Genomic DNA, 24444 nt, shown 5'->3' on the forward strand with positions numbered 1-24444 from the left:
CGTACGCGGGCGGTTCGTCCGGCAGCCACGGACCGGTGTACCCGTTAGACTCGGCCGCGTGCAGCCTGCCGCTGATCCGGCCGGTGCCGTCGGGGCGGGAGTGGATCCGGAGAGCCGAGCCCAGGATGCGACGGTTCCGATCCGCCCGCTGAGTTTCCGGGAACTACTCGACCTGCCGTTCGCGCTGGTGCAGGCCGATATCCGGCTGCTCGCCGGCTGCGCGGCGATCTTGCTGGTGGCCGGCGAACCGGTGGTCGTCGCGCTCATCGGCCTGGTCTCGCACCTCACCGGAGGATCGGACGAGGCGACCGCACTCGCCGCGATATTCGCGACCCTCGGCTGCGCCTGGCCGCTGCGGATCGCGCTGCGCGGCGTCACGGTGAGCACCGGTCTCGCGCGCGTCGTCGGCACACCGATCGGTTTCCGGGAATCCGTGCGCCGCACCGGCGCCCGGCTGGGGCCGCTGCTGCTGACGCAGACGGTGTTCACCGCCATCGGGATCGGCGTTCTCGCGTCGAGCGCCCTGCTGTTTCCCGTGAGCTTCGTGGCCGGCCTGCTGTGGTTCCTGTTCACCTACCCACTGCTCATGCTCTGGCTGGCGTGGTTACGCGCCACGCATCTGGCGGCCGAACCGGTGTTGTTCGCCGAACACGCCACCGCGGGTCCGGCGCTGACCCGCTCGGCGATGCTGTCGCGGCCGCTGCGCACCCGCCGGGCCGGTGTCTGGATCTGCCAGCACCTGCTGTTCGCCGTCCTCGCCGCCCCGCTGTTGGGTCTGCTGCTGTTCGTCGGCGATATCTCCGGTACACACCGCTGGCCCTTCCTCGTCCTGGTCACCACGGGCGCCTTGCTGCTCATGGCGTTCGCGGAGGTGGTGGAGGCCGCGACCCGGGTGGTCGGCTATCTGGACCTGCGCTGTCGCCGCGAAGGTTTCGATATCCGCGTTCCCACGGCGGGAGGTCTCCGGTGACCACGCCACCACCGCCCACTCCGGAACTCCCCCGTCTCGACGCCGCCGCCGTCCACCACGCCGCGGCCGAGCACGCCGCCGCCCGGGGTGATTTCGATACCGCGCTGCGGGAACGCTTCCGGGCGGTGCTGCGGGGGCTCGAACAGCGCGCGGTACTCGATGTCCGCCGCTCCCGGACCGCCCGCGAAACCGCGCACGAGACCGCGACCGTACTGCCGCCCGAGATCTCGGCCGAGATACCGCCCGCCGCCGATGCCTTCGACGAGGTCGTCTACGGCGGCCGGCGGGCCGGCGAGGACGAATACCTGCGGCTGACCCGTGCCGACCGGTTCTCGGCGACCGCGCCGCCGCCCACGGCGGAACCGGTCGAGGTCGAATCCGCCGGCCGTCGCACGCGGTCGCGGCAGGGATCGTGGACGTGGCCTCCGTTTCTGCGGGATCCGCGGTTCTGGGGCGCGATCGCCGCGCTCACCCTGCTCGCCCTGATTCTGTACGCGGTGCTGCAGGGATGCGCCGGCCCCACCGCGCCCCGGCCGCCGGATGCGCCACCACTGGATCCACCCCCGGTGGACCCGCCCGACGGCGACTACGACCCCGACCTTCCCCGGCCGACCGGTGACGATTCGTTTTTCGCGCGGACCCCGGCCTGGCTCGCCTTCGGCGGTCTGCAGTTCCTGATCGCCGCCGCCCTGCTCGTGTGGTGGCGGGCCCGGCGGCGCGGCGCCGTGGTCGGCGAGCCCCGGCCGGTCGAGGTGGCCGCGGGCGAACTGCTGGCCGGGCAGGCGGGGCTCTACCGCCGTTCGGGTGACTACGGGCATATCGCGGATGTGCTGCGCGCCGCGACGATCCGGCGAGTGCGCCGGACCCTCGGGGTGGCGGCCGGTATCACCCCCGAGGCCCTGGTGGCCGCGGTCGCGGCGCGTATGGGCGCCGACCCGGCAACGGTCGGCTCGGCGCTGTACGGCCCGGTAGCGGACGGGCCCACTCTGGAAGTAATTGCCGCGCAACTCGAATGGATCGAAGCGGAGGTCGGATGACCAGCATTGACACCGATAAGGCGGGTACCGGCGCGACGGCCGGGCCCTCCGCGGCCGAGGCCGCCGCGGCGTTCGCCGCGTTACGCACCGAGATCGGCAAGGCGGTGGTGGGCAACGACAGCGCTGTGATGTATCTCGTCCTCGCGCTGCTGTGCCGCGGCCACGTCCTGCTGGAAGGTGTACCCGGTGTGGCCAAGACCCTGCTGGTCCGCGCCCTGGCCACCGCGCTCGACCTGGAGCACAGCCGGGTCCAGTTCACTCCCGACCTGATGCCCGCCGATGTCACCGGCTCCCAGATCTACGATCCGCATTCGGCCGAGTTCACCTTCCGCGACGGTCCCGTCTTCACCAATCTGCTGCTGGCCGACGAGATCAACCGCACCCCGCCGAAAACCCAGTCCGCACTGCTGGAGTCGATGGAGGAGCGCCAGGTCTCGGTGGACGGGCGGGCCCGGCCGCTGCCCGATCCGTTCGTGGTGGTCGCCACCCAGAACCCCATCGAACAGGAGGGCACCTACCCGTTGCCGGAGGCGCAACTGGACCGGTTCCTCTTCAAGGTCGATATCCATCTGCCCGACCGTGACGACGAATTCCGGGTTCTGCAGCGGCATGCCGACGGTTTCGATCCTCGCGATCTCGCCGGGGCCGGATTGCGTCCGGTGGCCGGTCCGGCCCATATCACCGCGGCCCGGGCCGCGATCGCCGATATCACCGTGCGGCCGGAGGTGCTCGCCTACATCGTCGACCTGTGCCGCGCCACGCGCGCCGCCGCGGCCGTCCAGCACGGTGCCTCCACCCGGGGCGCCACGGCCCTGATGGCCGCGGCGCGGGCGCTGGCGTGGTTGAATGGACGCGGTTTCGTCACGCCCGACGATGTGAAAACGGTGGCCGTGGCCGTCCTGCGGCATCGGCTGCAGCTGCGCCCGGAGGCCGAACTCGACGGGGTCACCGGCGAGCAGGTCATGGCGTCGCTGCTGCTGTCCATCCCGGTTCCGGTGTAGCCCGTGGTCGTCACCGGGCGCCTGGTCCTGGTCGCGGCGGCCGCGGCGGCGACGGTCGCGGCGGCGATCCCGTCCTGGTTCGGCGTCCTGCTGGCCACGATCCTGGTGTGCGCGCTGGCGGCCGCCGACCGGCTGCTGACTCCCCCCGCCACGGATATCACGCTGGACCGCGCGGAGTTGTCGGTACTGCGCCTGGGCTCCCACACCGATATCGAACTCTCCGTGACCAATACCGGCTCCCGCCCGCTCCGGGGGTACGTCTGGGACGACTGGCCCGCCGGCGCGGGCGTCACGGGCCGCGAACACCGGATCGCGCTGGCCCCCGGGAACCGGGTCCGGTTGCGCACCACGGTGGCGCCCACCCGCCGGGGCGACCGCACCGCCGGCCCGGTCACTGTGCGTCTGTTCGGGCCGATGGGGCTGGCGGGGCACCAGTTCCGCCGGGTGGTGCCGGGGCGGGTCCGGGCCCTGCCGCCGTTCCGCAGTGAACGTCTGCTCTCCTCGAAGGTGAAGCGGCTACAGCATCTGGAAGGACGCAACCGCGCCGATCAGCGCGGTGCGGGAACCGAATTCGACTCGTTCCGCGAATATGTGCCCGGCGACGACGTCCGCGCGATCGATTGGCGGGCCACCGCCCGGGCCGCCGACGTCCTGGTGCGCACCTGGCGGCCGGAACGGAACCGGCACGTACTGATGCTGCTGGACACCGGCCGGGTCGGCGCGGCCCGGATCGACGAGGGCACACGGCTCGACAGCGCGATCGAGGCGGCCCTGCTGCTGGGCAGCCTCGCCGCGGCCGGCGGCGATACCGTCGGGCTGCTCGCCTACGACCGCCGGGTCCGGGCCGAGGTCCGGCAGGGCACCGGGAAAGCGCTGCCCCCGAAGCTGATGCACGCGCTGTCGGGGGTCACGCCGGCGCTGGTGGACACCGATACCGAGGGGCTGGTCCGCGCGGTGATCCAGCGGGTCAGACGCCGCAGCCTGATCGTCTGGTTCACCGGACTCGACGGCGCCGCCGTCACCGAGAACCTGCTGCCCGTGCTGCCCGTGCTCGCCCGGCGTCACCGGGTGCTGATCGTATCCGTCACGGATCCGGATATCGCCGCCGCGGCCGCCGATCGCGGCGGCCTCCGGGCGCTCTACCGGGCGGCCGCCGCGGAATCCCGGATCGCCGAGCACGCGGTACTGCAGGAGTCGCTGCGGCGCAGCGGTATCGCGGTGGTGGCCGCGGCAGCCGCGGATCTCCCCGAGGCGCTGGCCGACGAATACCTGGAACTCAAGCAGTCCGGTGCGCTCTGATCTCAGCGCCGGATCGGCACCGGCGGCCGAGCCGGGAACAGCGGCGGCAGCGAGCCCGGTGTGCTACCCGCGGGCAGCGCCCGCCGCTGGCGTTCGGCGATAACACTGCCCAGGATCTGCACCGGCGGATAGCCCGCGGGCGCGGTCGTCCGCAGCCGGGCGCAGACCGCGGCGACCAGGGCCTGGCCCAACTCGTGCGCGGCCGCCGGTGTGAGCGAGTTGATCCGGGTCAGATACCGGCGTATCGCGAGCGCCAGATCCTCCGGCAGTGCGGCCGTATCCAGTTCTGCCGACCATCCGGTGAGCCAGGCCGGCGGTACCGCCAGCGCCGGCACGGTCAGCGGCCGGCGGATATGCACGACGACCGTTCCCGCCAGTACATCGCCCACCCGCCGCGCGTCGGCGGAGCACAGCGAAACCACGACGGCGATCACACCGAACAGCCCGAGCATCCAGAAATCGACGATCGCGCCGGTGAGGCCACGGGTCAGCGCATGACGGAAATCCACGGGCCCGCCGTCGGCACGGACGACCCGCAGCCCGAACGCGAGCTTTCCCGGAGTCGCGCCACGCAGGAGGGTCTCCCACAGGACCGGATAACCGACCACGACGGCCACCAGCACCACCAGCGACAAGGTGGTGAACCACGGATCGCTGTCGTCACCGCGCAGCACCAGCATCACGATGGTCATCAGGACGATCCCGAGCACGAACTGCAGGATCAGATCGAGCGCGAACGCCGCGGCGCGGGTCGGGATACGGGCGACCGGCAGCTCGAGCGCCACCGCTTCCCCCGTCGTGAATTCAGCCATATCGCATAGCATTCTTCCACGACGGCCCGCATCGCACCGCGGTCCGAGACCCGGTACACCGCCGGGACCGGCCGCGACGCCGCGCCCGGCAGCACCGGGCACCGCATTCCGCGGGCGACGGGCGCAGTGGGAGGGAAGCCTGATGGATGTGGACGCGTACAGCGCCCGGAACCGGGGTGCGTGGACGAGGCTGGACACCTTGTCGCGGCAGCGGAAACTGACCGGCGCCGAAGCCGACGAACTGGTGCTGCTGTACCGGCGCACCTCGCAGCAATTGGCCCGCCTGCAGACCCACAGCCCCGAACCCGAGCTCGTCGCGGGTCTCAGTGCCGTCCTGGCCCGGGCGCGCGGCCGGATCGTCGGCAGCGCTCCGAACACCTGGACCGAGATCGGCCGATTCTTCACCCATGTCTTCCCCGCCGCCGTGTACCGGGTCTTCGGATGGTGGCTCGGCGTGGCCGTGGCCTTCCTCGGGGTGACGGCGGGTTTCGCCACCTGGATCGCGGTGGATCCGTTCGCCCGGGAAACGCTTGGGCTGCAAGAGGACACCAGTGCGCTGACCGCTCCCGGCGGCGCCTTCGAGACGTATTACACCGAACATTCGAACGACGCTTTCGCCGCATTGGTCTGGACCAACAATGCCTGGGTATCCGCGCTGGCGCTCTTCCTCGGCATCCTGATCCTGCCGGTGCTGTATCTACTGTTCATGAACGCGCTGAATATCGGGGTGACGGCGGGGTTGATGGCCGAGGCCGGCCGCCTCGACTCGTTCTTCGGCTTCCTGCTTCCGCACGGGATGCTGGAACTGACCGCCATTTTCATCGCGGGCGGCGCCGGACTGAAACTCGGCTGGACGCTGATCGACCCGGGCCCGTCGAGCCGCGGCGAGGCGGTCGCTCGCCAGGGCCGCGCGACCGCCGCCATCGCCCTGGGACTGGTGCCGACCCTGCTGGTAGCGGGACTTCTGGAGGGTTTCGTCACCCCCAGCGTGCTGCCGACCCCGGCGCGGATCGCCTGTGGACTGCTCGCCGAGGCGGCCTTCCTCACCTATATCGTCACCGCGGGTCGCCGGGCGGTCCACGAAGACGGCATCGTGACCTCCGGTTCACCTGCGGTGTACGCATCGGACAACGGGTAGACAACCCGGAGCACACGGGAAAAGGTCACATTTTGTGACGTAGCAGCAAAGTGGGCTGGATGACCGGTGAGAATTCCCCCGATTGAATTCCGCTGGCCGCAGCGAGTCGCCGCTCTAGCTGCGGCCAGCGTTACCGTCGACTCTACACAATCGTTATTGCTACGCAACCCGTTGCGAGTGAGGTCACAGGTATAAGCCGCGAGCCAGCTAACATCTGGACACCCCCTCGGTGTACCCGTTCCAGCTAACTTCCAGCAGGCGACCACACGCTTGCAGCGGTGCTTTCATATGCAAGTACATTTGGTTTTTACTGGTCACCGCCATATCCGTAACCACGGTTACGCACAACCTCCGACAGGTTCGCCCGGAGGCACGCCCGAACCGCCGTTAACTCGGACGATCGGGTGCCGAACAGGGCATTCGCGACGGGTTAACGCGGTTGCCGCGACGGCCGGGACGGCAAAAGAAACCCCGAGTTTGTTTATCGAGTCCAAACCTTCCGCCGCCCTGAATAGGTCCCGGAGATGGACCGAGGGGTAGTTAACCAAGGTCGTTCCGGGACGTGAACTGAGTCACTCGACGGCCGGATTCGGGCAAACCTCAGCAGCGCCGCCGCAACCGGAAATCAATAGTGTGACCTTGGTCTCACCCAGGCATAAATGCTCGGTAGAAGGGGGTTGAGGCCCGGAATCGCGAACACCACACCGAACGGTCCGGCCGCATGACAGCAGAGCCCGGCTCAACCGGCCGGCAGGCCCCGGCGCCCCCATGACAGCACCCGGCGCGGGCCCATACCCGGAAACGAGAGAAGCCGCGGACCGGATTCGATCCACGGCTTCTCTATTGTGGGCGAAGGGGGACTTGAACCCCCACGTCCCGAAGGACACTGGCACCTGAAGCCAGCGCGTCTGCCATTCCGCCACTCGCCCGAGCGACGGATCAGACAGTAGCACGGAGGTGTCCGCGAGACGAAATCACGTGGTCGAAGCCCCGGGACCGACGCGCTGACCTGGGTCCGGGCAACCGTTACCACGCCGGGGGAACTCCCCAACCGTTCCGGTAGTTACAGGTATAACCGATCGTGGATATCATGCAGGGAACGTGCTCGTAGTGCGACACGCCGTATTCGCGTGTCGTCGTAAAGAAACAGGAGAGACTCACCGAAGGGAGGGCCCGGATGGGGTTCGTCTCGAGATTCGAGCGACGCCTACAGGGCGCCGTCGGTGACGTCTTCGCCCGGGCTTTCGGCGGGAACGTGGTTCCACAGGAGGTCGAGGCAGCGCTGCAGCGTGAGGCCGCCGACAGGATCCAGGACCTCGGTGGCGGGCATCTGCTCGCACCCAACAATTACGTGATCACGATCAACGAGTCGGACCACCGGCAACTCGACGCCGATCACGACCTCACCACCCGCGCCTTCGCCAAACATCTGCAGGATTACATCCGAGATCAAGGGTGGCAGACCTACGGCGAAGTGCACGTGGTGTTCGAGGCATCCCCTACGCTGCACACCGGAATGTTCAGGACGAGCGGTCGCGTCGACCCAGACGCCGGCCGCGGAGCTGCCCCGGCTCGCCGCCCGGAACCGCTACAACGACCCGCTAACCCGCAACCAGGAGCTGGCCCCATGACGCAGAACTCTGGCTACGACCCGAGCCGTGAGCACGCGGAGTCCGATCCACGCAATCGCGGGTACGCTCCCGGACCCGCGGGACGCGGGCCGCAGAACGGCGCGTACCCCGAGGACTACGGTCCCGGCGCGCAGTACAACGGTGCCCCGGACTATCAGAACGGTTACGACTACCAGCAGGGCGCCGCGGCCTACGACCAGCAGGGGTATCAGGGCCGGCCCGGGTACGACCAGCAGGGCTACGCCCAGCCGGGGTACGACCAGCAGGGCTACGCGCAGCAGCCCGGTTACGACCAGGGTTACGACCAGCAGGGCTATGCCCAGCAGCCCGGATACGACCAGGGGTATCAGGGCCGGCCCGGTTACGACCAGGGGTACGACCAGCAGGGCTATGCCCAGCAGCCCGGTTACGACCAGCAGGGCTACGCGCAGCAGCCCGGATACGACCAGCAGGGCTACGCGCAGCAGCCCGGATACGACCAGGGCTACGACCAGCAGCCCGGTTACGACCAGGGTTACGACCAGCAGGGCTATGCCCAGCAGCAGCCCGGTTACGACCAGCAGGGCCAGCAGGCCGGCTACGCCCCGGCCCAGGGCGGCTACGGCCAGGCCGGCTACGCGCCCGCCGCCGGTCCCGGTTTCTCCGCGACCCTCGCCCTGGACGACGGCAGCGGCCGGACCTACCAGCTCCGGGAAGGCAGCAATATCATCGGCCGCGGCCAGGACGCCCATTTCCGGCTGCCCGACACCGGGGTCTCGCGCCGTCATATCGAGGTGCGCTGGGACGGTCAGACCGCGATGCTCTCGGATCTGGGTTCGACCAACGGCACGCTGGTCAACGGATCTCCGGTCCAGGACTGGCAACTCGCCGACGGTGACGTGATTCGCGCCGGGCACTCCGAGATCCTCATCCGTATTGTCTGATGCCGTAGGCTCGCCGTGCGGATCACGAGGCACCTCTCCCATAATGGGGCGGTCCAATCGTGATCGGTCTCGTCCGACGGTCCTATGATGTGCCAACATGCTCGCGGCGCCATACCGGGCGCCGCCGGGACGAGCACTGCCACGGGGTGGGTCACACCACTCCGACGGCACCGACACACGGTCGAACAGGAGGTGGAGCGCCGTGCAGGGCCTGATTCTGCAACTGACCCGTGCCGGGTTCCTCCTGCTGCTGTGGCTGTTCGTGTGGGCAATCCTGCGCACCCTCCGCAGTGATATCTACGCGGCCTCCGGAGTGCGGCTCCAGAACCGGGGACCGCGCGGTTCCACGGTGCTGCCGTCCATGCGCCGGGGCCAGAAGGGCGCCAAATATCTTGTGGTGACTCAAGGTTCTCTCGCCGGTACCCGCATCACGCTGGGTACCCAACCGGTGCTGATCGGCCGTGCGGACGATTCCACACTGGTGCTCACCGACGATTACGCCTCCACGCGACATGCCCGGCTGTCCCTACGCGGTGACGACTGGTACGTCGAAGACCTCGGCTCGACCAACGGTACATACCTCGATCGCGCCAAAGTCACCACCGCAGTCCGCGTTCCGCTCGGCACTCCGGTCCGGGTCGGCAAGACAGTGATCGAGCTCCGATCGTGACACTTGTTCTCCGCTACGCAGCGCGCAGCGACCGCGGCCTCGTCCGCGCCAACAACGAAGATTCCGTCTACGCGGGCGCCCGCCTGCTGGCCCTTGCCGACGGCATGGGCGGGCACGCGGCCGGTGAAGTGGCATCACAGCTGATGATCGCCGCGCTGGCGCACCTCGACGACGACGAACCCGGCGAAGACCTGCTCGGCAAGCTGAACCGGGCCACCCACGCCGGTAATTCCGCGATCGCCGAACAGGTCGAGGAAGAGCCCGAACTGGATGGGATGGGCACCACGCTCACCGCGATCCTGTTCGCGGGCAAGAAACTCGGCATGGTCCATATCGGCGATTCGCGCGCCTATATGCTGCGCGACGGCGAGCTGGCCCAGATCACCCGCGACGACACCTTCGTCCAGTCGCTGGTGGACGAAGGCCGGATCACCCCCGAACAGGCCCATACCCATCCCCAGCGGTCGCTGATCATGCGTGCCCTCACCGGCAACGAGATCGAGCCGACGCTGGTGATGCGCGAGGCCCGCGCCGGTGACCGCTATCTGCTGTGCTCCGACGGACTCTCCGACGTGGTCAGCGACGAGACCATCGCCAACACCATGCGCGAGGGCAGTACCGACGAATGCGCCGACCGGCTCATCGAGCTCGCGCTGCGCAGCGGCGGTCCGGACAACGTCACCGTGGTGGTGGCCGATGTCATCGACCTGGACTACGGCCAGAGCCATCCGATCGTCGCGGGCGCCGCGTCCGGTGAGGCCGAGGACAATCCGCCGCCGAACACCGCCGCCGGCCGCGCCGCCGCCATGCGGCCGCCGGCCGCCGCGCCCCGCCGGGCCGCGGGCGAGCCCGAACCCGAGCCGAAGAAATCGCACAAACTGCGCTGGGTGCTGCTGGCCCTGGCGCTGGTGCTGGCGGTCGGGATCGGACTGGTCGTCGGTTACAAGATGATCCGCTCCAACTACTACGTGGGCGCGGACAACAACAGCGTCGTGGTCATGCAGGGCCTGCCCGGTTCGATCCTCGGATACTCCATCCACGAGGTGAACCTGGTCGGCTGCGTGACCGCGAAGGATGAACTCAGCCTCGTCGACAGCGGTAAGCCGCTGCCCGAGGACTGCCGTGTGCTCGAGGTCAGCGATCTCGAGCAGACCGGCCGCGACCAGGTGGAACGCGGGCTGCCGCCCGGCACCCTGGACAAGGCCAAGGAGCAGATGCGGGTTCTGGCGGATCGCGAACTGCTGCCGGTCTGCAAGAAGAACGCCTCCGCGGCCCAGCCGGGCGTGGTGACCACCACCCCGACACCCGCGCCCCCGGCCGCGCCGACCCCCACTCCGGCGGCGCCCCCGGCCGCGCCCGCACCCGGTGCCAACGGCGAGAATCCCGCGCCGCCCGCACCGCCGACCACCACCGCGCCGGCGCCGACGACCACCGCAGCGCCCCAGATCGCCGGGGAGAACTGCCGGGTGGCGGACTGATGTCCGCACCGGCACCACCGTCCGCCGGGGCCATTCCGAGCCCCCCGGGCGGTTTCGCTGCAGCGCCGTCACCGCGGAACCGGCGTAATACCGAACTCTTGTTGCTCGGATTCGCCGCATTCATCACCACGGCCGCGCTGTTCCTGGTCGAAGCCGGCCAGGAACAGTCGCTGACCTGGGATATCGCGAAATACGGATTGGCCTATCTGGGGCTGTTCGCCGTCGCCCACCTCGCGGTGCGCCGGTTCGCGCCCTATACCGACCCGCTGCTGCTGCCGATCGTCGCCCTGCTCAACGGGATCGGGCTGGTGCTCATCCACCGCCTGGATCTCGCGGATCAGCAGACGGCGGCCTACAACTCGTGGGATATCCCCTCCCCCGACGCCAACCAGCAGATCCTGTGGACGGCTCTGGGCATCGTCCTGTTCGTCGTGATCCTGCTGGTGCTGCGCGACTACCGGACGCTGGCCAAATACGCCTACACCCTCGGACTGGTCGGCCTGGTGGCGCTCGCGATCCCGGCGATCCTGCCCAGTTCGCTGTCCGAGGTCAACGGGGCGAAGATCTGGATCCGACTGCCCGGCCTGAGCCTGCAGCCCGGCGAATTCGCCAAGATCCTGCTGATCATCTTCTTCGCCTCGGTTCTCGTGTCCAAACGTGAACTGTTCACCGCGGCCGGCCGGCATTTCCTCGGGATGGAATTCCCGCGGGCCCGCGATATGGGCCCGATCCTCGCCGTCTGGATCGTCTGCATCGGCGTGCTGGTATTCGAGAAGGACCTCGGCACCTCGCTGCTGATCTTCGGCACGGTCCTGGTGATGCTCTACATCGCGACCGAGCGCGTCGGCTGGCTGCTCATCGGCGGCGGACTGCTGCTGGTCGGATTCGTCTTCGCCTACCAGCTGTTCGGGCATGTCCGGGTGCGCGTGGAGACCTGGCTGCACCCCTTCGACGACTACAACAACACCGGCTATCAGATCGTGCAGTCGCTGTTCGGGCTGGCCACCGGCGGTCTCGCCGGAACCGGTCTCGGCAGCGGGCGGCCCTCGCAGGTGCCGTTCGCCAAAACCGACTTCATCGTCACCACGATCGGCGAAGAGCTGGGGCTCATCGGCCTGACCGCCATCCTGATCCTGTTCCTGATGCTGATCCTGCGCGGTATGCGGACCGCGCTGGCGATCCGGGACAGCTTCGGCAAACTGCTCGCGGCCGGTCTGTCGTTCACCATCGCGATCCAGGTCTTCGTGGTCGTGGGCGGAGTGACCAAGCTGATCCCGCTCACCGGTCTCACCACCCCCTTCGTCTCCTACGGCGGCTCCTCGCTGCTGGCCAACTACATCCTGCTGGCCCTGCTCATCAAGATCTCCGACGCGGCCCGCGAACCGGCTCCGGCCCGCCGCCGCGAACCCGCCCCCGCGCCGCTGGCGGAAGCCCAGACCGTGATGGTGTCGCGACCGCGAGGGGGTCACCAGTGAACACACCGCTACGCCGGGTGGCCATGGCGGTCATGGTGATGATCGTGGCCCTGCTGCTCAACGCCACCTACGTCCAGGTGATCAAGGCCGACGACTACCGCGCCGACCCCCGGAACTCCCGGGTGCTGCTCGACGAGTACTCCCGCCAGCGCGGGCAGATCTCCGCCGGCGGCACGGTACTGGCGAGTTCGGTCGCCACCGACGACCGCTACAAGTATCTGCGCGTCTATCCGACCGATCCGGCCGCCTACGCGCCGGTCACCGGCTTCTACTCGATGCAGTACGGCAGCACCGGCCTGGAACGCGCCGAGGACCCGGTACTCAACGGGTCCGACGCGCAGCTGTTCGGGAGCCGGCTGGTCGATCTCGTCTCCGGGCGCGACCCCCGCGGCGGCAATGTGGTCACCACGATCGACCCCGCGATGCAGCAGGTCGCCTACGACGAACTCACCAGCAAGGGCTACACGGGTTCGGTGGTGGCCATCGAACCCAGCACCGGCAAGATCCTGACCATGGTGTCCACGCCCAGCTACGACCCCAACCAGCTGTCCGGACACGACGGCGCCCAGGGCACCCAGGCCTGGGAGAGCCTGAGCGCGGACGAGAACCAGCCCATGCTGAACCGGGCGATCTCGCAGACCTACCCGCCGGGCTCCACCTTCAAGGTCGTGGTCACCGCGGCCGCGCTGTCCAACGGCAAGGCCAACCCGCAGAGCCAGTTCACCGCGGCGCCCAACATCACCCTGCCGGGCACCAGCACCACGCTGGAGAACTACAACGGCAGCACCTGCGGTTCCGGCGCCACCGCGAGTCTCTACGAGGCGTTCCGCCGGTCCTGCAATACGGCGTTCGTGGAACTCGGTGTCGATGTCGGCTCGGCGGCGCTGGAAGACGAGGCGGCCGCCTTCGGTATCGGTCCGCATCGCGGCATCCCGATGCCGGTCGCCGAGAGTTCGGTGGGCAATATCCCCGACGACGCCGCCCTCGCGCAGAGCAGTATCGGCCAGCGTGATGTGGCACTCACTCCACTGGACAACGCGGTGATCGCGGCTACCGTCGCCAACGGCGGCGTGCGTATGGAGCCCTACCTCGTCGACCAGTTGCAGAACCCCGATCTGAGTGAACTGGCCACCACCGAACCGGTCTCGGTCGGGCAGGCGGTGAGCGCGGAGGTAGCGTCTACGCTGACCGACCTGATGGTGGCCTCGGAAGAGAACACCGCGGGCAGCGGCGGCTCGGGCTACCGGATCGCGTCCAAGACCGGTACCGCCGAGCACGGCTCCGATCCGCGCAACACACCGCCGCATGCCTGGTACATAGCGTTCGCCCCCGCCGAGAACCCGAAGATCGCCATCGCGGTCATCGTGGAGAACGGCGGTGACCGGGCGCTGGCGGCAACCGGTGGGTCGGTCGCCGCGCCGGTTGCCCGGGCGGTACTGGACGCAGGTCTGCGAGGTCGCTGAACGAGATGGATGTGCGAGTGAATCTGCGGGGAACCCGATGCTGACAAACGGCGCGATGATCGCGGACCGCTACCGGCTGCAGCGGCTGATCGCCACCGGCGGGATGGGCCAGGTGTGGGAAGCCCTGGACACCCGGCTGGATCGTCGTGTCGCGGTCAAGGTGCTCAAGTCCGAGTTCTCCGCCGACCCGACCTTCCGGCACCGGTTCCGCACCGAGGCCCGGACGACCGCGCAGCTGAACCACTCCGGTATCGCCGGTATCTACGACTACGGCGAGACCTACGACCCGCAGGGCGGTGAGACCGCCTACCTGGTGATGGAGCTGGTGCAGGGCGAACCGCTCAACAATGTGCTGAACCGGCTCGGCCGGCTGTCGGTGGTGCAGGGACTGGACCTGCTGGAGCAGACCGGCAACGCCCTGCAGGTCGCGCATCAGGCCGGTGTCGTGCACCGCGACGTCAAACCCGGAAACATCCTGGTGACCCCGACCGGCCAGGTGAAGATCACCGACTTCGGTATCGCCAAGGCGGTCGACGCCTCACCGGTCACCAAGACCGGCATGGTGATGGGCACCGCGCAGTACATCGCGCCGGAGCAGGCCGTCGGCGAGGACGCGACCGCGGCCAGCGATGTGTACTCGCTGGGTGTGGTGGGTTACGAGGCGCTGGCCGGGGTCCGCCCGTTCACCGGCGACGGCGCCCTCACCGTCGCGATGAAGCATGTGCGCGAGGTTCCGCCGCCGATGCCGGCCGACCTCCCCCCGAACGTGCGCGAGCTGGTCGAGATCACCCTGGCCAAGGATCCCTCGCAGCGCTACACCGACGGCGGCGAATTCGCCGAAGCGGTGGCGGCGGTGCGTTCGGGCCGCCGCCCGCCCCCGCCCCGTAACCTCGCCGCGGCCGGTCCGACCAGCGTGATCCCGGCGCCGCAGCCGGGTTACGACGAGGGCGCGACCATGCGCTACAACACGCCCCCCGCGGCCGGTTACGTCACGCCGCCCACCGCCATGGCGGGCCCGGCCACCGCGATGGATCGCGGTGCGCACGAGGTGGACCCCGAGGATTACCGGAACGGTTCCGGCGGCGGGCTCAACAAGAACCAGCGGTGGATGATCGGGCTGGGCATCGGCGCGCTGCTACTCGGCGGGGCCGTGCTGTGGCTGCTCTTCGGCGGTGACACCAACCCGGACGGCAGCGTTCCGGGAACCTCGAGCACCGCCCCGACCACCCGCCAGCTTCCGCCCCCGGTCACCACGACCTACGAGGTCACCGAACCGCCGGTGTGGACTCCGAGCGAAACGACCACACCGCCGGCGCCGACCACGACGACGCAGCCGCCGACCACCACGACGCAGCCGCCGACGACGACGCAGTCGACGACCACCGCGCCGACCACCACCGAAGAGACCACCGACGAGGAGACGACCACCACGCGTAGTCGCCCGGTGGTCCCGCCCATCGAGTTCCCCGATGTCGTCCCGACGGTAGACAACCGCACCACCTTCACCATGCCGCCCTTTAATCCGCAAGGACAGCCATGACGACCCCGAAGAACCTCTCGTCCCGCTACGAGCTGGGCGAGATCATCGGGTTCGGCGGAATGTCGGAGGTACACAGAGCACGCGACCTCCGTTTGAACCGCGATGTCGCGATCAAGGTGCTGCGCGCCGACCTCGCCCGCGATCCCACGTTCTACCTGCGGTTCAAGCGTGAGGCCCAGAATGCCGCGGCGCTGAACCATCCCGCCATCGTCGCCGTGTACGACACCGGTGAGGCCGAGGTCGACGGCGGGCCGCTGCCCTTCATCGTGATGGAGTACGTCGAGGGCGATACGTTGCGCGATATCGTGCGCAACGAGGGCCCGCTGCCGCCGCGCCGCGCGATGGAGGTCGTCGCCGACGTCTGCGCCGCGCTGGATTTCAGCCATAAGGCCGGAATCGTGCACCGCGATATGAAACCCGCCAACATCATGATCAACCGGGCGGGCGCGGTGAAGGTGATGGACTTCGGTATCGCCCGCGCGCTCGCCGACGCCGCCAATCCGATGACCGCCACCGCGGCCGTGATCGGTACCGCCCAGTACCTGTCGCCGGAGCAGGCGCGCGGCGAAACCGTCGATGCCCGCTCCGATGTGTACTCCGTGGGCTGCGTACTCTTCGAGATCCTCACCGGTGAGCCGCCGTTCACCGGTGATTCCCCGGTCGCGGTGGCCTATCAGCACGTCCGGGAGGATCCGCGGCTGCCTTCGCTCGTCCACGAGGGGGTGCCGCGCGAACTGGATTCCGTGGTCCTCGAGGCGATGGCCAAGAATCCGGCCAACCGCTATCAGAGCGCGGCCGAGATGCGCGCGGACCTGATCCGGGTACTGGGCGGGCAGAAGCCCGGCGCACCCATGGTGATGACCGACGAGGATCGCACCACGATGCTCGGCCCGGCCGATCCGGGATCGCGCGGCTACCACCGCCTCGACGACGACGAAGACCACGACGATTACGCCCGCGACGGCGGAAACCGGCGGACCGCCTATATCGCGGCCGGTGCGGTCGCCGCGGTGGCTCTGGCGTTCGGCCTGTTCTGGATGTTGCTGGGACCGGGCAGCCGACCCGACCAGGTCGCGGTGCCGGATGTCTCGAACGTCTCCGCGAGTGAGGCCGAGCAGAAACTCGATTCCCTCGGGTTCGATGTCGCCATCCAGGAGAAGCCGGACGGCAAGATCGGCGCCGGCAATGTCATCGCGACCCAGCCGCTGGGCGGATCCCGGGCCGACGAGGGCAGCACCATCACCGTGCAGGTGTCCACCGGACCGCAGCAGGTGCCGGTACCCCGGCTCACCGGCCTCACCCAGCAGGAGGCCGAGCAGGAACTCAACAACGCCGGTCTGCAGGTCAATCCGGATGTGAAGCGGGAGCCGTCCAGCGCGCAGGACAAGGACAAGGTGATCGGCCAGGATCCCTCGCCCGGGATCGAGATGGATGCCGGCAGCCCGATCACCCTTGTCGTGGGCTCCGGTCCGGAACAGGTCCGGGTGCTCGATGTGGTCGGTCAGTTGATCGATGTGGCGCAGCCGAACCTCGAGGGCGCCGGCTTCAAGATCGTGGTGGAGCAGGTGCAATCGGCGCGGCCGCGCGGCGAGGTGCTGTCCACCGATCCCGCCGGCGGGTCCATGGCCGACAAGGGTTCGACGATCACGGTCCAGGTGGCGCAGAGCGACCGGATCGCCATGCCGAACCTGATCGGCCTGAGCGCGGCCGAGGTCGTGGACAAACTGCGCGAAAGCGGCTGGCAGGGCAGCGTGAACCAGGTCCGGCAGATCACGCAGATCACCCTGAACTCCGATCAGGCCGGCAAGGTGCTCAGCCAGCAGCCGTCGGCCGGGACGACCGTGCAGTCCTCGACAACGGTCACCATCAATACGGGAGTGCTTCCGCTGGGTCCGCCGTGAGTGTTGCCGGGCCGCGGCCCGGCAACATCTCCGGTTCAGTGATCGGGAACCGTCACGACACGGCGAGCGCGGCGACCTCGGATTCCAGCATTTCCACCAGGCCCTCGGCGGGGCGCCGGCCGCAGAACTCCAGCCAGTTCGCCAGCATCCGGTGCCCGCCCTGCGTCAGCACCGATTCCGGATGGAACTGCACGCCGTGGATCGGCAGCTCCCGATGCCGCAGCGCCATGACGATGCCGGTCTCGGTGCGCCCGATGACCTCGAACTCCGGCGGGATCGTCTCTTCCACCACGGTCAGCGAGTGATACCGCGTGGCGGTGAAGGGATCGGGCAGACCGGCGAGCACTCCGGCTCCGATATGGAATACCGAACTGGTCTTGCCGTGCAGGAGTTCCGGCGCGCGGGTGACGGTCGCGCCGAAGGCGGCGCCGATCGCCTGATGACCGAGGCAGACGCCGAGCAGCGGGGTGGTCTGCCGGGCGCAGGCGCGCACCAGTTCGATGCTCACACCGGCCCGTTCCGGAGTGCCGGGACCCGGGCTGATGAGGATCCCGTCGAAGTCACGGGCCACGGCGTCCAGATCGTCGAGGTGCGGATCGTCGTTGCGCCAGACAACGGCCTCGACGCCCAGCTGACCCAGATACTGGACCAGGTTGAACACGAAGCTGTCGTAGTTGTCGACGACCAGAACACGCATGCAGAAAGATTACGTGTTCGGCGCCCACCAGGAGCGCCCCGGCCCGCGGTTGGGACCGTGTCGGCGGAACGGCCGAGCCGTGCGAAGCGCCCACCGCGCTCCACCTGCCCGGAAGACACCGGGCGGGCCGCTGGGCATCACGGCGATTACCTGGTGGGATAGCCTTGGAACACGACCTGCACGCTGAACACGAGGACATCATGCCCAAGTCGAAGGTCCGGAAGAAGACCGACTACACGATCAACCCCGCCAGCCGCACGCCGGTGAAGGTGAAGGCGGCCGGTCCATCGCCTGTCTGGTACGTCACCATCATGCTCGGCTTCATGCTCGCCGGGCTGGTGTGGCTGCTGGTCTATTACCTCGCGGCCGACCAGATCGGCTGGATGAGCAACCTCAACGCCTGGAACTTCCTCATCGGGTTCGGGCTGATGGTGGTCGGGCTGATCATGACGATGCGGTGGCGCTAGCGCGTCCACGACCAGGGATTACACGCGTGTAATTAATGCACACTTGTGGATAACCCTGTGGATAACTCATCGGACGGATAGGGGACGACGCCGCGTGCAGCCCGAGAGCACGGAACCGAGCCTGGCCTGGACGACTCCACTGCCCGCGCTGGTCGCGGTCGGAGCGGGGGGTTTGATACTGGCCGGCGCCGCGGTCTTCACCACCGAGGTCCCCGGCAAGTTCCTGCTCGGCGTGGCCGCGCTGGTGCTGCTGGGGCTCGCCGCGATGGGGATCCGGCAGCGGCCGCGTCTGTCCGTCGTTCCGGGTGACCGGCCGCTACTCGTACTGCGGGGGCTGACCGGCGTGACGAGCTATACCCGGGAACAGATCCTGCGCGCCCGGGTGGTGGGCTACCGCCGGCTGGGCCGGAAGTCGCCGATGCTGGAAATCGACGTCGACCACCTCGGCACCGAACGACTGCTCATCTTCGGCCGATGGGATCTGGGCACCAGCCCGGAAGACGTCTACGAGACCCTGCGCAAGGAACTGCGCCTGCACGGCGAGTCCGCGCGCTGAACACGCCCGGCCCGCCACCATGTTTCACGTAAAACAATAGGGCGGGTCAGCGCAGCGCCAGGGTGGCGACGACGATCACCGCCAGCGCGGCCACGGCCAGGGCCACCAGCGCGACGATGCCGACCGTTCGCGCCCGCTCGGGCGTTCGAGCTCCCACCCAGGACGGCAGGAAGACGACTCCGAGAGCGGCCAGGGTGCCGGCGGCCAGGCCGCCGAGATGACCCCACAGCGAGATACCGGGCAACGAGAAGCTGATGAACACGTTGATGCCGATCAGGATCAGCATGCTGTTCGGATTCTGACGCAGCCGGATCAGGAGCACGGTGATCGCGCCGAACAGGCCGTACACCGCACCCGACGCCCCGGCGGTCAGATTGTCCTGGGCCAGCAGCATCACCGCGGCCGCGCTGCCCAGTAGTGAGATCAGGTAGACCGCCAGAAAGCGGGCCCGGCCCAGGACCACCTCGATATCGCGACCCACGATGTAGAGCGCGAACATGTTCAGCAGGAGGTGGATCAGCCCGTAGTGCAGAAACCCCGAGCCGATCACCCGGAACCACTCGCCACTCGCGACCGCCGGCGGGTACATGACCCAGTCCACGAACAGAGCGGACCCACGCTCGTTCGCCATCAGGCTGCGCGACTGCGCCGCGGTGACGGCGTAGACCAGCACATTGAGGGCGATCAGTGTGTAGGTGACGATCGGGGTACCGGTACGCGCGGCCACCGCGCCGGATACGGTGCGCGTCCGCGGGGCCGTGCGCTGGTCGGCGCGCAGACAATCGACGCAGTGCTGCCCCACCGAGGCCGGGCGCAGGCATTCCGGGCATGCCGGGCGCCCGCATCGGGTACACGACAGCCCGGTCGCACGATCGGGATGGCGCACACATACCGGAGCGGGGGGTGGCGACTGCTGCGGATTCATCGAACGACCCGCGATATGGACGGCTGGATGATCTCGCGGCGCGCTGCCGACCGGATGCGGCGTGTCGTTCTCACCTGCCCTATCGTGCCATGTGTCCGTTTCGCGCGGATCGAACCGTACCCGTGATCACACCGCCGTACGGGGCCTGACCAGGAGGTCTGCGTTATCGGCCCGGCTGTGCCAGAGTTGAGCCATGAGTTCGAGGCCCTTGCGTCCGTCCGGTCGTTCGCGTTACCGCCTGCTGGCCGCCGCCGCGGTCGCGGCGGCGGGCGGGACGGCGTGGCTGGTGCGCAGTAAGCGCCCGGCACCGCCCGAACCGGCCCCCGCGCCGCCGCGGATCGGCCATTCCCGCAACGGCGCCGCGGCGGCCCCGGAACCCGGAACCGCCGCGACCGCCGAGGACTGACCTTCTTCTCAGCGGCTGACCGTCTTGCGGTACTGCCGCAGCGCCAGCGGTACGAACACGACCAGGATGATCACCACCCAGATCAGCGTCGTGGCGATCGGATGCTCCAGCGACCACGCCGTCGACCCGTCCACGGCCGGGGAGGCGTTCCCGAACAATTCACGGGTCGCTTCCGTCAGCGCCGATACGGGGTTCCATTCGGCGAAGACGCGCAGCGGGGTCGGCAGATCCTGCAGGGGTACGAAGGTGTTGGCCAGGAACGTGAGCGGGAAGATCACCATGAAACTGGCGTTGTTGAACACCTCCGGCGTATGCACCAGCAGCCCGACCACCGCCATGATCCAAGAGATCGCGTAGGCGAACAGCAGCAGTAGCGCATAGGCGAGCACCGCGTCGAGCACCGACCCGCGGATCCGCCAGCCGACCACGAGACCGGTCAGCGACATCACCACCAGGCTGACCACGTTGATCACTACATCGCTGACCGTGCGCCCGATCAGCACCGAGGAGGGCGCCATCGGCAGCGACCGGAACCGGTCGATGATGCCCTTCTGCATATCCTCGGCGAGGCTCAACCCGGTGAAGGTGGACCCGAACACCACCGTCTGGACGAAGATGCCCGCGATGAGGAACTCGCGGTAGCCGCCCTCGAGTCCGGGCACCTTGATCGCCGTGCCGAAGATATAGGCGAACAGCAGCACGAACATGATCGGCGAGAGCGTGCTGAAGATCAGCACATCGGGAACTCGCTTGATCTTGATGACATTGCGTTTCGTGACGGTCAGACTGTCGCTGACCACCATGGACATCCGCTCGGCCAGTGTGGGCTCGTCCCGGACACCGTCGGCCGTCGCCACCGTGGTCATCGACTCTTTCCTTTCACTACCTCGATCGATTCGGTTTCTCGCGCCGCGGCGGGCCGGTCGTCCCGGCTCGGGTATTGCGCGTCCTCGCTGCCGGTCTCCTCGGCCTCATGTCCTGTCAGCGAGAGGAAGACATCATCGAGCGAAGGCCGCCGCAGCCCGACATCGTGGATTTTGACGCCCTCGTCGGTGAGCCGGCCGATGGCCGCCACCAGCGCCTGCGATCCGTCGCTGACCGGGACCACGACCCGTCGCAGCCCGGGTTCGAGGTGGATCTCACCGTCGGCGAGCGGCGCGAGCGCCCGCTGGGCCACGGCCAGATTGTCGACGTGATCGACCGTCAGCTCGATCCGGTCGCCGCCGACCTTGCTCTTGAGTTCGTCGGCGGTACCGCGCGCGATCACCTGACCCCGGTCGATCACCGCGATCGCATCGGCCAACCGGTCCGCTTCCTCCATGTACTGCGTGGTGAGCAGGAGGGTGGTGCCACCGGCGACCAATTCCTCCATGACATCCCACAGATCGAGCCGGGCCCGCGGGTCCAGGCCGGTGGTGGGTTCGTCGAGGAAGAGCACGGGCGGATTGGCCACCAGCGCGCCGGCCAGGTCGAGCCGGCGGCGCATACCGCCGGAGTATCCCCGGACCGGGCGGTCGGCGGCGTCGCTGAGCCGGAACCGCTCCAGCAGTTCCCGCGCGCGCTCCTTACTGCGCCGCGTCCCCATGTGGTAGAGCCTGCCCACCATCTCCAGGTTCTCGAACCCGGTGAGGTATTCGTCCACCGCCGCGTACTGGCCGGAGGCGCCGATACGCGAGCGTAGGGCGCGGGGCCTGGCGAGAACGTCGATACCCGCCACGGTCGCGCGACCGGCATCGGGAATCAGCAGGGTGGTCAGTACCCGCACGGTGGTGGTCTTCCCGGCTCCGTTGGGCCCGAGCAGCGCGGTCACGGTGCCTTCGGGAACCGTGAGATCGAGACCGTCGAGGGCACGGACCTTCGAACCGTAGTGTTTGACGAGACCCTCGGCGACTATTGCGTCGGGCATATCTCTCCTGGAATTCGTAATCGTCGGGAACGAGGTGTCATGGAACGCCGGCGGCAGTGATGCCCCCGACCTGCAGCGCTTGTGCCGACCGGCCGTATGTCGAGCCCAGTATCGTCGCGACCGGCGAGGTTTTCATCCGATTTATCCGGTTCCTCGGCACAGCGGCATAGTGCCATCGCAGTCCGACAGATTCCGCTCTCCCGCGGCGCCCGCGAACCCGCGTATACGGCTGTGACCTGCACCAAAAAATCTTGGAAACTACTGGGCCCCTTGTACGCGCAAAGCAGATTCATCGCGTAGGATCAATCGCGTCGGCCCCTCCCCCCCGGGCCGACCTTACGCGGGCCTCGGCTAACTCCCCCCCTTCGCCGAGGCCCGCTCTCATATCCGGATCCCTTCCGCGGATTCCGCGACGCTTCCGCTCCGGGATACCCCGACCTCCGCCGTCCGGACGAACGCCGTCGGCCGAAAGACCCTCCGACCTGCGGTCCGGCACCCGATCCGGCCATTCCCGGCCGTCGTACGGCCTTGATCAACACCCGCAATAGTGAGAGAGTTGGAGTATCATCGTCTCATCAGATTGATGCAGTAGATCAAGGGAGATCCGCATGACCGCGTCCGTCGACGTCGCATCCATCGACACGCACGCTCCGGCCCAGCGTCGTCCGTTCGGTCCCGGCACACGCACCTGGGAGGAGACCGGTCTGATCACCTTCTCCCTGACCGCCGGCTCGGCCTTCCTCCTGCAGACCATGGAGCCCACGATCTCCGCCGTGGTCGACGCCCACTCCACCTTCCGCACCGATCCCATCGGCCGGGCGCTGCGCAGCCTCTCCGCGGTGATGATGTGGACCTATGGCGGTGAGGAATCGCTGGGCGAAACCGATCGTCTCCGCAAGATGCACGCCACCCTCAACACGACCGACGACAAGGGCGTCCGGCATACGGCGCTGTCCAGCGGGCCGTGGGCCTGGGTGCTGCATACCGGGACCTTCGCGTTCTCGGAGAACGCCGAGTACTTCTCGAAGCGACCGCTGACGACCGCGGAGAAGGAGGACTACTACCGCGAAGCCCTCCAGCTCATGCGGAACTTCTCGGTGCCCCCCAAGGAGCTGCCCGCGACCTACGCGGAATTCGAGAAGTTCTTCGCCGATCAGGTCGAGAACCATCTCGAGGCGACCCAGACCTCGAAGGACTACCTGAAGGTCATCCGCACCATCGCACCGCCCACACAGCTGCCGCGGGCCCTGCGCCCGCTGTGGCGCGCGGTGACCGATCCGTTCGGCCGGATGCAGTACTTCGTCACCGTCGGCACCACCCCCGAGGCGGCCCGCGCGAAACTGGGTCTCACCTGGAGCGAATCCGATGAGCGCAAATTGCGGATCCTCGGCTGGTTCATCGCCCGGCTGCTCCCGCTGCTGCCCGAGCGGCTGCGGTACTTCCCCATCGCCTACGAAGCGCGCAAACTCGAGCGGGACAAGGCGCGACTGCGCAAGGTCATCGACTCCCGCCCGCTCTGAACGGCCCGCGATACCCATACCGGACGGCCCCGGATCCACCACGGATCCGGGGCCGCTTCGCTGAATCGATACACTGTGGCGCGTCCGGATAAGACAGGAGTGGATATGACCGGCACCGCCGTGATGCCCGACTACGACCAGGTGGTGGCGCTACCCCGGGAGCTGGGCCCGTTCACCGTGCCGGAATCCTTCCGCGACGAGAACGACCATATGAACATCAAGCACTACTTCGATCTGTGCGTCGAGGCTGCGGGGGCGGTGTTCGAGCGGGTCGGAATCAACGACGAATACCGGGCCGGCCGGGGCGTCGGATTCTTCACCGCCGAACATCACATCCGCTACCACGCCGAAACGCGGGTCGGCGAAGAAGTCTCGGTGTACGTCCGCGGAGTGGACCGGTCCGACAAGGTCGTTCATATCGTCGCGATGCTCGTCAACGACAGCACGCGCCGACTCGGCTGCACCCTCGAGGTCACCGCCGTCCACGTCGATCTGGGTACCCGTGCCGCCGCGCCGTTCGCCCCGGATATCGCCGCCGCCATCGATCGGGAACTGGCTCCGGCCCAGGCGGATTGGCCCGCTCCCGTCTGCGGGGCCATGGGCGTGCGGCGCTGATCGAGGGATATCCG

22 protein-coding genes and 1 tRNA gene are annotated in these 24444 nt (G+C 68.4%); 17 read left to right on the forward strand and 6 right to left on the reverse strand.

Annotation, left to right across the window (positions count from 1 at the left end):
* Positions 1 to 58: 58 nt before the first annotated feature.
* From ACZ6SF_RS08960 to ACZ6SF_RS08975, 4 genes are read left to right on the forward strand one after another with little or no spacing between them, the layout of a single operon-like run.
* A complete protein-coding gene (locus ACZ6SF_RS08960; protein WP_466061502.1) occupies positions 59 to 970 on the forward strand; it encodes a hypothetical protein in 912 nt (303 codons plus the stop codon).
* Positions 967 to 2007: a DUF4129 domain-containing protein gene (locus ACZ6SF_RS08965; RefSeq protein WP_466061503.1), complete on the forward strand. Its 1041-nt coding sequence runs from the start codon at positions 967 to 969 to the stop codon at positions 2005 to 2007. Before ACZ6SF_RS08960 ends, ACZ6SF_RS08965 begins: the two co-directional genes overlap by 4 nt.
* Positions 2004 to 3008: an AAA family ATPase gene (locus ACZ6SF_RS08970; protein WP_466061504.1), complete on the forward strand. Its 1005-nt coding sequence runs from the start codon at positions 2004 to 2006 to the stop codon at positions 3006 to 3008. Before ACZ6SF_RS08965 ends, ACZ6SF_RS08970 begins: the two co-directional genes overlap by 4 nt.
* Before the next feature lie 3 nt (positions 3009 to 3011).
* Entirely contained in the window at positions 3012 to 4307 is a 1296-nt protein-coding gene (locus tag ACZ6SF_RS08975) for a DUF58 domain-containing protein (protein WP_466061505.1), read from the forward strand.
* Positions 4308 to 4309: 2 nt separating this feature from the next.
* Here ACZ6SF_RS08975 and ACZ6SF_RS08980 read toward each other — a convergent pair whose 3' ends face one another.
* Complete coding sequence (locus ACZ6SF_RS08980) at positions 4310 to 5119, reverse strand: RDD family protein (protein ID WP_466061506.1); 810 nt, start codon at positions 5117 to 5119, stop codon at positions 4310 to 4312.
* Positions 5120 to 5261: 142 nt separating this feature from the next.
* On the opposite strand from ACZ6SF_RS08980, the gene ACZ6SF_RS08985 reads away from it, so the two are divergent.
* Positions 5262 to 6257, forward strand: a complete 996-nt coding sequence (locus ACZ6SF_RS08985) for a stage II sporulation protein M (protein WP_466061507.1) — start codon at positions 5262 to 5264, stop codon at positions 6255 to 6257.
* A gap of 846 nt (positions 6258 to 7103) precedes the next feature.
* Here the strand turns inward: ACZ6SF_RS08985 and ACZ6SF_RS08990 are convergent.
* A tRNA-Leu gene (locus tag ACZ6SF_RS08990) sits at positions 7104 to 7186 on the reverse strand.
* Positions 7187 to 7434: 248 nt separating this feature from the next.
* Between ACZ6SF_RS08990 and ACZ6SF_RS08995 the strand changes: the two genes are divergently transcribed.
* The 7 genes from ACZ6SF_RS08995 (at position 7435) to pknB (ending at position 17338) form a co-directional block, all read left to right on the forward strand.
* Positions 7435 to 8811: a DUF3662 and FHA domain-containing protein gene (locus ACZ6SF_RS08995; protein WP_466061508.1), complete on the forward strand. Its 1377-nt coding sequence runs from the start codon at positions 7435 to 7437 to the stop codon at positions 8809 to 8811.
* Between the two features lie 202 nt (positions 8812 to 9013).
* Positions 9014 to 9481: an FHA domain-containing protein FhaB/FipA gene (locus tag ACZ6SF_RS09000; RefSeq protein ID WP_466061509.1), complete on the forward strand. Its 468-nt coding sequence runs from the start codon at positions 9014 to 9016 to the stop codon at positions 9479 to 9481.
* Complete coding sequence (locus tag ACZ6SF_RS09005; RefSeq protein WP_466061510.1) at positions 9478 to 10959, forward strand: PP2C family protein-serine/threonine phosphatase; 1482 nt, start codon at positions 9478 to 9480, stop codon at positions 10957 to 10959. The genes ACZ6SF_RS09000 and ACZ6SF_RS09005 overlap by 4 nt, the downstream gene beginning before the upstream one ends.
* Positions 10959 to 12434 carry an FtsW/RodA/SpoVE family cell cycle protein gene (locus ACZ6SF_RS09010; RefSeq protein WP_466061511.1) on the forward strand — a complete coding sequence of 492 codons (1476 nt, stop codon included), beginning with the start codon at positions 10959 to 10961 and terminating at the stop codon, positions 12432 to 12434. Before ACZ6SF_RS09005 ends, ACZ6SF_RS09010 begins: the two co-directional genes overlap by 1 nt.
* Positions 12431 to 13897: a peptidoglycan D,D-transpeptidase FtsI family protein gene (locus ACZ6SF_RS09015; RefSeq protein ID WP_466061512.1), complete on the forward strand. Its 1467-nt coding sequence runs from the start codon at positions 12431 to 12433 to the stop codon at positions 13895 to 13897. Before ACZ6SF_RS09010 ends, ACZ6SF_RS09015 begins: the two co-directional genes overlap by 4 nt.
* 37 nt (positions 13898 to 13934) lie before the next feature.
* The gene (locus tag ACZ6SF_RS09020; protein WP_466061513.1) at positions 13935 to 15437 is read left to right on the forward strand and encodes a serine/threonine-protein kinase; all 1503 of its coding nucleotides are present in this window, start codon (positions 13935 to 13937) and stop codon (positions 15435 to 15437) included.
* Positions 15434 to 17338 (forward strand): Stk1 family PASTA domain-containing Ser/Thr kinase, encoded by a 1905-nt coding sequence (gene pknB / locus ACZ6SF_RS09025; protein ID WP_466061514.1) that lies wholly within the window; start codon positions 15434 to 15436, stop codon positions 17336 to 17338. Before ACZ6SF_RS09020 ends, pknB begins: the two co-directional genes overlap by 4 nt.
* 52 nt (positions 17339 to 17390) lie before the next feature.
* Here the strand turns inward: pknB and ACZ6SF_RS09030 are convergent, their stop codons facing one another.
* A complete protein-coding gene (locus ACZ6SF_RS09030) occupies positions 17391 to 18035 on the reverse strand; it encodes an aminodeoxychorismate/anthranilate synthase component II (protein WP_466061515.1) in 645 nt (214 codons plus the stop codon).
* Between the two features lie 200 nt (positions 18036 to 18235).
* Between ACZ6SF_RS09030 and crgA the strand changes: the two genes are divergently transcribed.
* Positions 18236 to 18502 carry a cell division protein CrgA gene (gene crgA, locus ACZ6SF_RS09035; protein ID WP_466061516.1) on the forward strand — a complete coding sequence of 89 codons (267 nt, stop codon included), beginning with the start codon at positions 18236 to 18238 and terminating at the stop codon, positions 18500 to 18502.
* A gap of 94 nt (positions 18503 to 18596) precedes the next feature.
* On the forward strand, positions 18597 to 19058 hold the full coding sequence (locus tag ACZ6SF_RS09040) for a PH domain-containing protein (protein ID WP_466061517.1): 462 nt from the start codon (positions 18597 to 18599) through the stop codon (positions 19056 to 19058).
* Positions 19059 to 19104: 46 nt separating this feature from the next.
* On the opposite strand, the gene ACZ6SF_RS09045 is transcribed toward ACZ6SF_RS09040, so the two are convergent.
* Entirely contained in the window at positions 19105 to 19983 is an 879-nt protein-coding gene (locus tag ACZ6SF_RS09045; protein ID WP_466061518.1) for a rhomboid family intramembrane serine protease, read from the reverse strand.
* Positions 19984 to 20176: 193 nt separating this feature from the next.
* On the opposite strand from ACZ6SF_RS09045, the gene ACZ6SF_RS09050 reads away from it, so the two are divergent.
* Complete coding sequence (locus tag ACZ6SF_RS09050) at positions 20177 to 20389, forward strand: hypothetical protein (protein ID WP_466061519.1); 213 nt, start codon at positions 20177 to 20179, stop codon at positions 20387 to 20389.
* An 8-nt stretch (positions 20390 to 20397) separates the two neighbouring features.
* On the opposite strand, the gene ACZ6SF_RS09055 is transcribed toward ACZ6SF_RS09050, so the two are convergent.
* The gene (locus ACZ6SF_RS09055; protein ID WP_466062226.1) at positions 20398 to 21198 is read right to left on the reverse strand and encodes an ABC transporter permease; all 801 of its coding nucleotides are present in this window, start codon (positions 21196 to 21198) and stop codon (positions 20398 to 20400) included.
* Between the two features lie 53 nt (positions 21199 to 21251).
* Positions 21252 to 22295, reverse strand: a complete 1044-nt coding sequence (locus tag ACZ6SF_RS09060) for an ATP-binding cassette domain-containing protein (RefSeq protein WP_466061520.1) — start codon at positions 22293 to 22295, stop codon at positions 21252 to 21254.
* Positions 22296 to 22903: 608 nt separating this feature from the next.
* Here ACZ6SF_RS09060 and ACZ6SF_RS09065 point away from each other — a divergent pair.
* Together ACZ6SF_RS09065 and ACZ6SF_RS09070 are read left to right on the forward strand one after the other, a co-directional pair.
* On the forward strand, positions 22904 to 23815 hold the full coding sequence (locus tag ACZ6SF_RS09065) for an oxygenase MpaB family protein (protein WP_466061521.1): 912 nt from the start codon (positions 22904 to 22906) through the stop codon (positions 23813 to 23815).
* Between the two features lie 105 nt (positions 23816 to 23920).
* Positions 23921 to 24430: a thioesterase family protein gene (locus ACZ6SF_RS09070; RefSeq protein WP_466061522.1), complete on the forward strand. Its 510-nt coding sequence runs from the start codon at positions 23921 to 23923 to the stop codon at positions 24428 to 24430.
* Positions 24431 to 24444 lie beyond the last annotated feature (14 nt).

This window comes from Nocardia sp. NPDC049935, from assembly GCF_055586645.1.

Bases quoted from the DNA above. Each gene is read 5' to 3' on its own strand.
- ACZ6SF_RS08970 (WP_466061504.1), top strand. From the start codon at position 2,004: ATGACCAGCATTGACACCGATAAGGCGGGTACCGGCGCGACGGCCGGG.
- ACZ6SF_RS08995 (WP_466061508.1), top strand. From the start codon at position 7,435: ATGGGGTTCGTCTCGAGATTCGAGCGACGCCTACAGGGCGCCGTCGGT.
- ACZ6SF_RS08980 (WP_466061506.1), bottom strand. From the start codon at position 5,119: ATGGCTGAATTCACGACGGGGGAAGCGGTGGCGCTCGAGCTGCCGGTC.
- ACZ6SF_RS09060 (WP_466061520.1), bottom strand. From the start codon at position 22,295: ATGCCCGACGCAATAGTCGCCGAGGGTCTCGTCAAACACTACGGTTCG.
- pknB (WP_466061514.1), top strand. From the start codon at position 15,434: ATGACGACCCCGAAGAACCTCTCGTCCCGCTACGAGCTGGGCGAGATC.
- ACZ6SF_RS09020 (WP_466061513.1), top strand. From the start codon at position 13,935: ATGCTGACAAACGGCGCGATGATCGCGGACCGCTACCGGCTGCAGCGG.
- ACZ6SF_RS09065 (WP_466061521.1), top strand. From the start codon at position 22,904: ATGACCGCGTCCGTCGACGTCGCATCCATCGACACGCACGCTCCGGCC.
- ACZ6SF_RS09010 (WP_466061511.1), top strand. From the start codon at position 10,959: ATGTCCGCACCGGCACCACCGTCCGCCGGGGCCATTCCGAGCCCCCCG.
- crgA (WP_466061516.1), top strand. From the start codon at position 18,236: ATGCCCAAGTCGAAGGTCCGGAAGAAGACCGACTACACGATCAACCCC.
- ACZ6SF_RS09070 (WP_466061522.1), top strand. From the start codon at position 23,921: ATGACCGGCACCGCCGTGATGCCCGACTACGACCAGGTGGTGGCGCTA.
- ACZ6SF_RS09030 (WP_466061515.1), bottom strand. From the start codon at position 18,035: ATGCGTGTTCTGGTCGTCGACAACTACGACAGCTTCGTGTTCAACCTG.
- ACZ6SF_RS09045 (WP_466061518.1), bottom strand. From the start codon at position 19,983: ATGAATCCGCAGCAGTCGCCACCCCCCGCTCCGGTATGTGTGCGCCAT.
- ACZ6SF_RS09050 (WP_466061519.1), top strand. From the start codon at position 20,177: ATGAGTTCGAGGCCCTTGCGTCCGTCCGGTCGTTCGCGTTACCGCCTG.
- ACZ6SF_RS09055 (WP_466062226.1), bottom strand. From the start codon at position 21,198: ATGTCCATGGTGGTCAGCGACAGTCTGACCGTCACGAAACGCAATGTC.
- ACZ6SF_RS08985 (WP_466061507.1), top strand. From the start codon at position 5,262: ATGGATGTGGACGCGTACAGCGCCCGGAACCGGGGTGCGTGGACGAGG.